At 50.0% G+C, this 11,845-nt stretch carries 9 protein-coding genes; 7 read left to right on the top strand and 2 right to left on the bottom strand.

Annotation, left to right across the window (positions count from 1 at the left end; translation table 11 throughout):
- The first annotated feature begins 149 nt into the window (after window positions 1–149).
- The 5 genes from GCE9029_RS02445 to GCE9029_RS02425 all read left to right on the top strand — a co-directional run bounded on the left by GCE9029_RS02445 (window position 150) and on the right by GCE9029_RS02425 (window position 6,200).
- Window positions 150–2,123 carry a HAMP domain-containing methyl-accepting chemotaxis protein gene (locus tag GCE9029_RS02445; RefSeq protein WP_062660873.1) on the top strand — a complete coding sequence of 658 codons (1,974 nt, stop codon included), beginning with the start codon at window positions 150–152 and terminating at the stop codon, window positions 2,121–2,123.
- A gap of 10 nt (window positions 2,124–2,133) precedes the next feature.
- Window positions 2,134–3,432 carry an ABC transporter substrate-binding protein gene (locus tag GCE9029_RS02440; protein WP_062660872.1) on the top strand — a complete coding sequence of 433 codons (1,299 nt, stop codon included), beginning with the start codon at window positions 2,134–2,136 and terminating at the stop codon, window positions 3,430–3,432.
- A 302-nt stretch (window positions 3,433–3,734) separates the two neighbouring features.
- Window positions 3,735–4,559, top strand: coding sequence for a DUF3100 domain-containing protein (locus GCE9029_RS02435; RefSeq protein WP_002539200.1), 825 nt, complete (start codon window positions 3,735–3,737; stop codon window positions 4,557–4,559).
- 3 nt (window positions 4,560–4,562) lie between these two features.
- Entirely contained in the window at window positions 4,563–5,012 is a 450-nt protein-coding gene (locus GCE9029_RS02430) for a hypothetical protein (protein ID WP_046302963.1), read from the top strand.
- Window positions 5,013–6,200, top strand: a complete 1,188-nt coding sequence (locus GCE9029_RS02425) for a M20 metallopeptidase family protein (protein ID WP_062660871.1) — start codon at window positions 5,013–5,015, stop codon at window positions 6,198–6,200.
- Between the two features lie 73 nt (window positions 6,201–6,273).
- Here the strand turns inward: GCE9029_RS02425 and adiA are convergent, their stop codons facing one another.
- Entirely contained in the window at window positions 6,274–8,568 is a 2,295-nt protein-coding gene (gene adiA / locus GCE9029_RS02420) for an arginine decarboxylase (protein ID WP_062660870.1), read from the bottom strand.
- Window positions 8,569–8,952: 384 nt separating this feature from the next.
- Here adiA and potE point away from each other — a divergent pair, with 384 nt between their 5' ends.
- Together potE and GCE9029_RS02410 are read left to right on the top strand one after the other, a co-directional pair.
- Window positions 8,953–10,272: a putrescine-ornithine antiporter gene (gene potE / locus GCE9029_RS02415; RefSeq protein ID WP_062660869.1), complete on the top strand. Its 1,320-nt coding sequence runs from the start codon at window positions 8,953–8,955 to the stop codon at window positions 10,270–10,272.
- Window positions 10,273–10,280: 8 nt separating this feature from the next.
- Complete coding sequence (locus GCE9029_RS02410) at window positions 10,281–10,670, top strand: hypothetical protein (RefSeq protein ID WP_062660868.1); 390 nt, start codon at window positions 10,281–10,283, stop codon at window positions 10,668–10,670.
- Between the two features lie 50 nt (window positions 10,671–10,720).
- Here GCE9029_RS02410 and GCE9029_RS02405 read toward each other — a convergent pair whose 3' ends face one another.
- Window positions 10,721–11,695, bottom strand: a complete 975-nt coding sequence (locus GCE9029_RS02405) for a LysR substrate-binding domain-containing protein (RefSeq protein ID WP_062660867.1) — start codon at window positions 11,693–11,695, stop codon at window positions 10,721–10,723.
- Between the last annotated feature and the right edge of the window lie 150 nt (window positions 11,696–11,845).

Here is an 11,845-nt window from a genome sequence, read left to right as displayed (position 1 = left end):
TTTGATGTCACAATCCTCGGCCTTTTTTGGCTTCTCCTAAGTCTTTATTTAGAGGCGTAAATTTAGAAGCCGTTGTGACTCAAGGCTACCGGAATGTACCGCGTAGTTTTTGAATCCCCATCGCCAGACTGTCGTAGAGTGAGAGAACAATGAAGTTGTCCGTCGTACAGAGAACAGTTGCAGGTTTTGTCTTAATGTTCGTATTAATGGCATTACTCAGCAGCGTTAGCCTGTTCAACGCAAAGACCCTACAGGGCAAAGTTGAACAAATCACAGACCAATCCACCCCCATGGTTGTTGCATCCGGAAACCTGATCACTCAGCTGATGCGCACCAATCTATTGGTAAGAACTTTCCACAATGACCCATCTGAAGCGAGCCAGATTGACCAAACATTTGACGAGCAGAAACGCCGCTTCTTTGACACGCTCAACACCGCTCAACAGAGCCGTCCGACCGACGCCGAACGCCAGCAACTGAATGCTATTTCCCAAGCGTCGAACGGCTACTTTGAGCAGGCAAAAGTGCTGATTGAGCTGCAGAAGCAATCTAACCAGTTGATTGCTGAGCGCGAAGCATTGGATCTGAAATTCCTACGCCTCGAAGATACTTACCAGTGGGCAGCGAACCTTCTTTTGCAAAAAGCTTCTGTTAAGCGCTCACTGCACAATCGCGCGGAACTCATCACCAGCGGTATCGCCCGTGATCTGAAAATGTTGCGCCGCGCCGATCAAGACACCAATCTCGATAAACTTCGTGCCACTATGGCGAAAGACATCGAAATCGCATTCAAACGTCTGGAGCTCATCAGCGTAGAAGACGATGTAAAAGCCCGTTACTCAAGAAACCTGAAGAAGGTTGAATCACTGACGCTAGGTGAAAGCGGCCTGATTGATGTGCTGAGCCAACAACAGCAGGTTAATGCACGCCTTCAACAGGAAAGCCAACGCACCAACCGCCAGATGGAAGACATTCAGGGCCAACTTGAAGGTTACGCTCAATACGCACAGCAACTTGCTACCAGCAGTCGTGAAGATGCTGAAGCAGCAGTGAGTGAAGCTTTCCTTTATGTCATTCTAATGACCTCTATTGCTGCGGTTGTCAGCCTTTGGGTTGGCGTCAGCACCACTCGCAGTATTCAAAAGCCACTGGCATTGATCCGAAACGTGCTCGACAAGATGACCGACGGCGACATGCGCACCCGTGCAAACTACAACGCACAGGATGAATTTGGAGAGCTCAGCCGCTCGATTGATGAACTGGCGAATACCATGGCTCAAACACTGGCCAAATTCGGTGACGGTGCACAGCACCTGCTGGATGAGGCAAGCCGCGCAGCAAATGTCAGCGAAAGCGCCATGTCACGAGTGGAAGACCAAAAATCCCGAACCGACCAGGTTGCAGCGGCAATTTCTGAGATGGAAGTGAGTGCGAAGGAAATCTCCCGCTCTACTGAACTGACAGTATCAGAAGTAGAAAGCACGAACGATGCAGCGAATAGCGGTCGTTCACAGGTTTCCCGCAGCCGTCAGTTGACTGAACAGCTCTCCGGCAACATCGAAGAGGCGGTGAACAACACCCAGCAGCTTAACCAGTACTCCAACAACATCGGCTCTATCTTGCATGTGATTCAGGATATTGCAGAGCAGACCAACCTGCTGGCACTCAACGCAGCGATTGAAGCAGCACGCGCAGGTTCTCATGGCCGTGGCTTTGCCGTTGTCGCAGACGAAGTGCGTGCTCTGGCGACTCGCACCCAGCAGTCGACGGAAGAAATTCAGCAGATGATCAATAATCTGCAAGGCAATGCTTCGCGCATGGCTGAAACCATGAGCACCAGTCAGAAACAGATGGAAGAGTGTCTGACACAAACCCGTATGACTGATGAAACCTTGCAGGACATTGTTTCGCGCATGAAGTCCATTCACGAGATGGCCGTGCACGTAGCTCAGGCGACCGAAGAACAAATCAAAGTGAGCCATGATGTCGCAGAACACATCAACGGTATCGCGCACGTCGCCTACGAAGCGGAGAAAGATGCACGCGCATCAGCTTCGAGCAGTGAAGCACTGGCAGACCTGGCACAAGACCAGCAAAACCTGATTGCAAACTTCCGCGTTTAAGGAGCAGAGAATGAAGAAGTTAGCCCTGCTGCCTATCGCAGCACTCACCTTTGCCGCTTCAACGTTGGCGAATGCACAAACCACGCTGGTGATTGATTCATGGCGCAGCGACGACGCAGTGTGGAACGAAAAAATCATCCCAGCGTTCAACAAACACTACCCGAACATCAAAGTGGAATACCGCTCACCACCAGACCTGGATGCGTCCAAGTGGAACGGTGACATGGAAGCTCGCTTTAAAAGTGAATCCGCGGGTGACCTGATTGCCTGCCGCCCTTTTGATGGCTCGCTGGGTCTTTTCAAGCGCGGTCTTTTGAAAGAAGTGACCGAAATGGAAGGGATGGAGAACTTCCCGAGTTTCGCTCTGGCACCTTGGCAGACTGACTCTGGCGCACAGACGTTCTGTTTGCCAATGGCATCTGTTATTCATGGCTTCTTTTACAACAAAGACATCTTTAAAGATGTCGGCGTGAATGAGCCAGTGACCAAAGCCGATTTCTACTGGGCGCTGGAAAAAGCCAAGCGCGCGGGTTACCTGCCGCTGGCAATGGGCACCAAGGACAAATGGGAAGCCGCGACTATGGGCTTCCAGAACATTGGTCCAACCTACTGGAAAGGTGAAGATGGCCGTGACGGCCTGCTAACCGGTAAAGAGCGCGTCGACAGCAAACCATATCGCGATACCTTCCGTGAGCTTGGTAAATGGGCAAGCTACATGGGCGAAGGCTTTGAGCAGCGCGGCTATAACGACGCGATCAAAATGTTTGCTGACGGTAAAGCGGCAGTCTACCCGGCAGGTTCTTGGGATATCGGCACCTTCCGTGGAAAAGTCAACATGGGTGTATTCCCGCCACCGGTTGAGAAACGCGGCGATGCTTGTTATTTCAGCGACCACACAGACCTTGGTATGGGCATCTACTCCAAGTCTAAAAACCCAGAAGCAGCGGAGACCTTCCTGAAATGGATGACCACCGCGGAGTTCGCAGAGCTTCTGACCAACGAAATCTCTGGCTTCTTCTCGCTGTCTAACCACTTCTTTGATGTGAAAGACCCGATCGCTCAGGAGATGATCTCCTGGCGCGACCAGTGTGATTCGACCATCCGTAACTCAGCACAGGTTCTGTCCCGTGGAGAGCCAAACTTCGAGCTTGAGATTTGGGAAACCAGTGTGGGTGTGATGACAGGCCAAATGAGCCCTGCTCAAGCCGCTAAGCAACTGCAAGATGGCCTTGAGGAATGGTATCAGCCTCAGAAAGAAAGCAAGCAAAGTGCCTCAAACGGCAACTGTAACTGTGCGCCTTTGTTGTAGCAGCTGACATTGACCAACTTAAACCCGGCCCTCGCGCCGGGTTTTCTTTTATCTGCGGCTTGACGATCTTGTTACCTAAGCGGAGATGAACAGTTAATCCGGTTACCGAATGACACTTAAAACCAACAGTTACAACACCAAACCTAAGCGCATTTTACCGGCCTATAACCACTAATTCCGTAAGGGAATATCATATTTAGTTTTCATCTAGATCCCGATACCGACCGTTGATCTTGTTCACGTTTCGCTTTTCATCCGTCCCTATAATCAGCGGCGATTTCCACTTTTACTGTTGAATAACTATGAGCACAGAAGAAAACAAAAGCGGTCAGGCACGCGTCATCATGACCAGTGTCATCGCGGTATCCGCACTGATTTTCCTATCCCAGTTTGTTATCGGTACCAAGAAGATTGATCTGGGATTTGCCACTATTTCTATCCTGCCAATGCTGTTTGCCGTGATGTTCGGCATGGCGCTGTCAGTAAACTGGACCAAGTCCAAGATCAAAGCGTGGGGCAAAGTCTTCACTGAGAAAGAAGAAGGTTTCTGCGGCAAGATGGTCGGTTACTGTCTACTGGTGCTGGGTACCCAATACGCAGGCATGATCATCCCTAACCTGGACATGATCATCGATGCCGGTGTTCCACTACTGTTCCAAGAGTTGGGTAACCTTCTTCCAATCCTGATTGCCATTCCTTTGGCGGTGAAATTCAAGTTCGACCGCAAAGCGATCGGCGCATGTTCATCGATCAGCCGTGAACCTTCTATCGCTGTTATCCAAGGCAAATTCGGCACTGGCAGTCCAGAGTACGTTGGTGTACTGGCTATCTACCTGTGTGGTTCTGTTATCGGCACCCTATGGTTCTCTGTACTGGGCAGTATCGCGCCGCTGACGGGTCTTCACCCACTGGCACTGGCTGCGGGTTCAGGCGTAGGTTCTGGCTCAATGCTAAGCGCAGCATCAGGCGCACTGGTATCAGGTCTCGAACCAGCGCTGGCACAACAAGTGCTGAGTATTGCTGCGGCATCTAATCTGCTTTCATCTGTTCTGGGCGCACTGTCGCTGACTTTCCTTGGCCTGCCATTGGCTGAGCTGATGTACAAAATTTGCAATAAAGGTAAATAAGCCATGAAAGTGATTATGAATGACATGAAGCTGGTCTCGCTTGCGATTGTACTGGCTGGCTTTACCCAATTTCTGACCAACGGTACTGCGCCAACTGAGATGGTTCACAGTTTCATTGCCATGTCTGTGATTGTGTTCCTCTCTCTGGTTGCGAAGAAGTTCATTCCTTCTTCACTTCCAACGTTCGCCTACGCGACCATTATCGGTATTCTGATTTGTCTGCCTGAGACACCAGTTCGCACTTACTTCCTGGAATCAGTGGGTAAGATCCAGTTCCTGTCTGTGTGTGTGCCGCTGCTGGCATTTGCAGGACTGTCCGTTGGCGGACAGATGGAAGAGCTGAAAAAGATGTCTTGGAAAGTTATCGTTATCTTCCTGATTGTGGCGACCAGCTGTTTCTTCGGCGCGTCTGTGATTGCACAAATCGGCTTCCAAATGAAAGGGATTATCTAAATGTCGGCTAAGTACTCAAACTTCAATCTGGACAGCAAGCTACTTGGCCTGCATGAGTTCAGCATCAACACACGTCGTGACCTGCACCAGATCCCAGAGATCTCAGGTGAAGAATTCAAAACCACGGCTTACTGCCAGGCGCTGATGACTGAGATGGGTTACAGCCTGACCACTTACGAAGGTTTCACTGGCTTCATCGCTGATCTGACCGTGAATCCTGAGTGGAAACGTGTTGGCTTCCGTGCGGACATGGACGCACTGGAAATGGACGACATGACGGACAACGAATACCGTTCGACGCATGAAGGCCGCTCACACAACTGTGGTCACGATACCCACATGGCGATCATCCTGACCACAGCGAAATACCTTGCCGCAAACCAAGCCGAGCTGAAACACAACGTGCGCTTCATCTTCCAAATGGCGGAAGAAGACATGCGTGTTCCGGGCGCAAGCAAAATGGTTGAGCTGGGTTGTATGAAAGGTGTCGCGGAAGTGTATGCACTGCACAACGATGCTGCACTGGAATACGGCTTTGTGAAAATCAACAACGGCATCATGTCTTCTTATGGCTCTGCGTGGACATTGGACGTACACGGCGTTTCTGCCCACGGTTCAACCCCGCAGAAAGGTCTGGATGCGATTCGCGAGGCCAGCCGCATCATCATGGACATGGACTACGTGGTCGCCAAGCGCACTAACCCGTTCAGCCCTGCAGTCTTCGGTTGCGGTATGTTCAATGGCGGCAGCATTCCTAACGCTGTGCCTGACTACGCACAGGCTCGCGGTACTATCCGCGCAATGGACGCTGAAACTGACCAGATCCTGAAAGACAGCTTCGAAACTTTCGTAAAAGAAAGTGAAATCCGTGGCTTCAAAACCACCATGGTTTGCGAAGGCTACCCAGCAGTCATCAACCACCCAGACGCATACCAGCGCGTGGTGGAAGCAGCGCGCGCTATCGTGCCTACAGACCGTCTGGATCCAAATGGCAATCCAATGACAGGTTCTGAAGATTTCAGCCTGATGGTGAATGCAGCAGAAGATCGCAAAGGCGCGATGTTCTTCCTCGGTAGTGGTAACAAAGAGGCAGGCATCTGTAATTACCTGCACTCAAACCCTTACTACGTGGATGACGACTTCCTGTTGGTCGGTGCGCAGATTTTTATCCATATCGCCTGCCACTAAGCTTGACTCCCCCTAAATAAACCAAAGGCCTGATGCACTATCAGGCCTTTTTCGTATTGATCGGCAGAAACAGTTAAACGTTCTTAACGCACATTACATGATAGATACCATCATGCATTTCTGTCCCCTCGGTTTCTTTTTCAAAGCCCGGGAATTCTTCATCCCACACCTCTAGGCTCTTGAGGTATTTGATTTGCGGACTGTTCTCGTCGCCGAAGCTCTCTCCGGACATTAACATCGGAATGCCCGGTGGATATGGGATAACCGCATTGGCGGCAACACGCCCAACGAGTTGATGCGAAGGCACCATTTCCACGTTATCAGCCACGATCGCCTGATAGGCAGCGCGTGGTGTCATCACGGCTTCTGGTAGCGTTTCATAAGCTGCATTCAATACTTCACCCGGATTGTGCAGTTTCAGGTAACTGAAAATCTTATCGCCCAAATCCTTTAGCCCCATGTCACCATAGACATCAGGGAAATCTGATACCAAGTCAGGCAATGAATCCACCAGCGGTGTGTTGTTGTCGTAGTGGCGCTTGAAGCCCATCAGCGTATTGACCAGTGTCGCCCACTTACCTTTAGTGATACCCATGGAGAAGAGGAACATCACCTGAAAATCCGTGGTACGCGTTGGCACTATACCGAAGCGTCCGAGGTAGAGTGTAACCAGTGCGGCTGGCACACCTTTATCAAGCAGTTTGCCATCATCGCCCATACCTGGCGCGAGAATACTGACCTTGATTGGATCGAGCATACACCAGTCTGCAGGCATGTCTTTGAAGCCATGCCAATTATCACCTGGGTGCATCACCCAGGCATCCTGACTCTCGCATAGCAGGTCCGCTGGCGCATCTTCGAAGGCGTACGTTTCCCCGGTTTGTGGGTCTTTGACGGTGTCCGCATTCCATGGTGTGAAGAACCAATCACCATTTTCTGTGTATTCACGATTCAGCCGCCCCATCGCCTGACGAAAATCTACCGCTTCGCGAATCACTTCCAGCGTCAACGAATGACCTCGGTTACCCGCCATCTGAGACACAGCGATATCGTTCGATGCGCAGATCGCATACAGCGGAGAAGTGGTCGCATGCATCATGTACGCCTGATTGAAGCGCTCAAAGCTGATAGCGCCTTTACCGTTTCTCACGTGCAGCCAAGACGCTTGGGACAAGGCATTCAGCAGTTTGTGGGTAGAGTGAGTCGCAAACACAGTTGGCGCATCCGGATCTTCGGTTGGCTCGCCACGCATCGCGTAGTGTTTGTCATAAATCGCGTTAAAGCGTGCATATCCGTACCAAGCTTCATCGAAATGAATACGGTCACTGCTCTCGGCCAGAATATCCTGCGCCCTTTCAGCGTTATAACAAAGACCGTCGTAGGTACAGTTTGTCAGCACAGCATAAACGGCACGTTGGTCAGCGTAATCTTTGGTGAGTGAGTAATCTTTCGCACGCTGATCGAGCACTTGCTTGGAGAGCTGATCAGGATAGATGGGGCCGATAATGCCATAGCGATTGCGTGTTGGCAGCAGGTAAACAGGCCGCGCGCCGGAGAGCATCAACCCCTGCTCAATCGACTTGTGACAGTTGCGGTCACAAATCACCAGATCATTCTCATTCATACAGGCAGACATAATGGTGCGGTTGGAGCCTGATGTGCCCGTCACCAGAGAGTAGGATTGGTCAGCGCCAAATACCTTGGCTGCATAGCGCTCACTGTCACCAAAGTAGCCTGTGTGGTCAAGCAATGAACCTAAGCTGCCGCGTTCGATCCCCATGTCGGTGCGGAACAGTCCCTCACCGTAGTAGTTATAGAAGCGTTGTCCTGCAGGGGTTTTGGTAAAGCCCACACCACCTTGATGACCCGGTGCTGCCCACGAATACTCATGAATATCGTCGTACCTCATCAATGCGGACATAAGTGGAGGCAGTAGCTGCTTACGGTAACGGTTCATTGCGGCGACGGCGCGGCCAGCAATAAAGTCTGGTGTGTCTTCCAGAATCCAGGCGAACTCGTCGACTTTTTCCATCATCTCACGGGTAACGTGAAGAGTAATTTTCTTGCGCTCTGCCAACAGGAATACAGGGACATTTTGCTGACGACGATTGAGCTTTTCAATCAACACATAAAAGCGCTCATTTTCTTCACTTTGGGAGCCGCTCATGGCTGATGTTAGCATCAGACAATCAAGCGCAGTATTCGAGAAAATCACCGAATAACAATCATCAAAGCTTGTTGCTACCATAACTCTTGCACCGCTGTTTTCCAGCTCAGCAATCAGTCTTTCAATTGCATGCCCTACTACACCTTCTTTATGGGCTTCTTCCAAGATAAGAACGTTAAATTTCTTTCCGTAGGTCTTCATAGCCAAGCTCCGACACTGAATGAGGAGAAGTGTTTTGTTTTAATCCCATTCACCATAGAAGAGCCCTTGGATAGACAAAGTCGCAAAAAAGACAAATTTTAAGAAAAAGCCAAAGTGAGACCTGATGCATTGCCGATAAGGCACACGATCAATCCTCTACTTTTATTGGCTTACAAAGATATATGTAATTAGTTTCACCAGAACGAACTGCGCTTTTGTCTTGTAAAAGAACCAAACACCTCACTACTCCACTTCTACTTTCAATTCGACAGGCAAAGCCTTTTCACTTGCTTCGATGCATCGGCGGGAGATCGTCAATCGAACGTGTAAGCAGCAAGGTGAATACCTGCATTTCTTGCCCAAATAATGCAGTGGAGAATCAGTATGGCGTCAGAACAAAATAAAATGGGACTGGTGGGATTAACCACCATAGTGACTGTAAACATGATGGGCTCGGGCATCATAATGCTGCCAGCAAGTCTTGCTCAAACCGGGGCAATTTCGCTGCTTTCATGGGTAGTGACAGCGTTAGGCGCAATGTGTATTGCCTACGCCTTCGCCAAGTGCGGTATGTACTGTAACAAAGACGGCGGCATGTCAGCCTATGCCAACGAAGCACACGGGAAATCATCGTTTTTTATTGCTTCGTATACCTATTACGTCTGTCTGGTGATCAGCGCGGTAGCGATTGCAGTCTCTGCGGCTGGTTATTTAGTGCCCTTCTTTCCTTGGATAAAAACCACCCCTATCCACACTTTTGCCGCTGTCGTCGCTATTTTGGTTGTGACCATGGTGGCTAACTTCTGGGGGCCGAAAATCACGGGACAAATCTCAGCCATCACGGTTTGGGGCATCATTATTCCTGTAGTTGGATTGTCTGTTGCTGGTTGGTTCTGGTTCAAACCTGAAGTCTTTGCAGAAGCTTGGAATCCCCATCAGGACACCACTATCACTGCAGTGTCATCAGGCATCGCTTTAACCCTCTGGGCTTTTTTGGGGATAGAGTCAGCCGGCGCAAATTCGGGGGCCGTGGAAAACCCCGAAAAGAACGTTCCTTTGGCGTGCATGCTCGCCACCAGCTTCACCGCTATCGTTTACATCACATCGACTTCGGTGATTCAGGGGATTATCCCGAACGCAGAACTGGCCAAATCCGATGCGCCTTTCGGGCTGGTTTATACCTACATGTTTAACGAGACTGTCGGTAGCGTCATTACGGCACTGGCAGTGATTGCCTGTATCGGCTCTTTGCTTGGCTGGCAGTTTACCAATGCGCAGGTATCGAAAGCCGCAGCGGATATTCGTCTGTTCCCGAAAGTGTTCGGTGAAGTCAACAAAGATAATGCGCCAATTAAAGGTATGTTGATCATGCTGGGGCTCGAATTGCTGCTGGCGGTGATGACGATTTCGCCAAATTTGGTCAAACAGTTCAACGTGCTGCTTAATCTGGCCGTGTTTATCAATATGGTACCGTACATCCTGTCCTTGACAGGTCTGGAAGTCATCCTCCGCAAACAGAACGTCAGCCAGAAGGAGTATAAAACGGCGGCGGTTATCGGGACGTTTGCGGTGATTTACAGCATCTATGGCGTGTATGCCTGTGGTCAGTCTGCCGTGTTCTGGGGTTCTATCCTCACCATGTTCGGCTACATCTTCTATGGATTCGTTGCTGCACGTGACAGAAACGACGGCACACCCGCATAGGAGGAAATATGTCAGACATTGAAGCCCAAGCAATGAAAAAACTGGCGATTTTCCTGTTGGTAGGTGTGGCCATTGCGACTTCGCCATTTGCATTAAACGCTGCCGAAGAAGTGGCGGTTGATGAATCAGAAACCGTCTTGCTCCCAACGGACGATGCCATGACAGCGATTGAAGTCATCATAGGTAAACGCATTCCGGAAACTGTTTTGGATGATGGCAGACCGCACCATGTGTATCGACCGAAAACCCCCATTTTCCATCAGAACCATCCGGAAAATGAGCCTGAGCCACCCGCAATCCGAAAGCATCTTTTGGTTGACCACCCGGAGCTAAATAACAATCAAGGCAGGGTCATTCGGACCTCGCCAGATGTTGAAAGTGAAACTCCCACCAATTAAATGCAAAACGCCAGCAATAAGCTGGCGTTTTTCATCTCACTTTTTCCGGGTCAGTAAACAGGGAGTTCAAGCCCTTCAAACAGCTTATCGACTTTATCGCTGCTGTTTTGCATCAGCACACTTTCCATCAGCGTTTTGGTCAAATGTGGCGAGAATGACATCAGGAAGTCATACATGTAGTTCTGCAGCAAAATGTCTTTCGAGAAACAAATCCAAGCATTACATGGCTCGAACAAATGATCGAGGTTGATATAAGTCAGGCCGGTGTTTTCGATATCTCGCGCCGCCAAAGTAGAGATAATACCGATACCGAACCCAAGCTGGACATAACGCTTAATCACGTCCGCATCCATCACCGTCATAAAGTAGTTGGGGTGAATACCCGCTCTACTGAAGGCTTCATCCTGAACCTGACGACCCGTTGAGCCTGGCTCATAACTCAAAATCGGGTACTCAGACAGCTGCTTGAGCGTCGGCTTACGCACATCCGCCAGCGGATGGTCTTCCGGCACCACCAGCCCCATGGTCCAAAGATACGCAGGCAACTGGATCAAATCGTTATCGGCACCAATGTCATGGGCAACGATTGAAAAGTCAGAGTGCCCCTTACTGATCACCCCCTTCGTTTGCAACGGCAGTGTCGGATGCAAGTGGAAGTTGATGTTCGGATACTTTTTAGTGAAGTAAGACACGCTGTTTGGCAGCAGATAACGGGCGATGGTATGCGTGGTATAGATATTCAACGTACCTACACTCGGATCCAGATGCTCGTTCGCCAGCGCTTTGATTTTTTGCTCCAGCGCCAGCATGCGCTCGACCTGCTCAAGGATTCGTTCACCGATCGGGGTAATACCGCTGAGGTTCTTACCACGACGTTCAAAAATCCTCACGCCCAGTTCTTTTTCCAGCAATCCGACTTGTTTACTGACGCCTGGCTGGGTCGTAAAAAGCGACTGGGAGGCCGCGGACACGTTTAAATTATTGTCCTTTATCGCTTTTAGATATTTAAGCTGCTGAAGTTTCAATCCCTTACCTCACAAAAAGCTATCAGCTATAGATCTTAAATTTATAAGAGCGATCAATTTTAAACAAGCATAAAGGTGGGAAATTGCTTCATGACAGGCAAAGTTGCCAAACATTGTTCCGTTTGACATGAAAAAGCCCGCGCTGGGCGG

The sequence above is a fragment of the Grimontia celer genome, from assembly GCF_900055185.1.
GTDB lineage: Bacteria > Pseudomonadota > Gammaproteobacteria > Enterobacterales > Vibrionaceae > Enterovibrio > Enterovibrio celer.
The sequence above is the reverse complement of the archived record's forward strand: the minus strand, read 5'-3'. Positions and strand labels throughout refer to the sequence as shown.

Bases quoted from the DNA above. Each gene is read 5' to 3' on its own strand.
- GCE9029_RS02445 (WP_062660873.1), top strand. From the start codon at position 150: ATGAAGTTGTCCGTCGTACAGAGAACAGTTGCAGGTTTTGTCTTAATG.
- GCE9029_RS02440 (WP_062660872.1), top strand. From the start codon at position 2,134: ATGAAGAAGTTAGCCCTGCTGCCTATCGCAGCACTCACCTTTGCCGCT.
- GCE9029_RS02435 (WP_002539200.1), top strand. From the start codon at position 3,735: ATGAGCACAGAAGAAAACAAAAGCGGTCAGGCACGCGTCATCATGACC.
- GCE9029_RS02430 (WP_046302963.1), top strand. From the start codon at position 4,563: ATGAAAGTGATTATGAATGACATGAAGCTGGTCTCGCTTGCGATTGTA.
- GCE9029_RS02425 (WP_062660871.1), top strand. From the start codon at position 5,013: ATGTCGGCTAAGTACTCAAACTTCAATCTGGACAGCAAGCTACTTGGC.
- adiA (WP_062660870.1), bottom strand. From the start codon at position 8,568: ATGAAGACCTACGGAAAGAAATTTAACGTTCTTATCTTGGAAGAAGCC.
- potE (WP_062660869.1), top strand. From the start codon at position 8,953: ATGGCGTCAGAACAAAATAAAATGGGACTGGTGGGATTAACCACCATA.
- GCE9029_RS02410 (WP_062660868.1), top strand. From the start codon at position 10,281: ATGTCAGACATTGAAGCCCAAGCAATGAAAAAACTGGCGATTTTCCTG.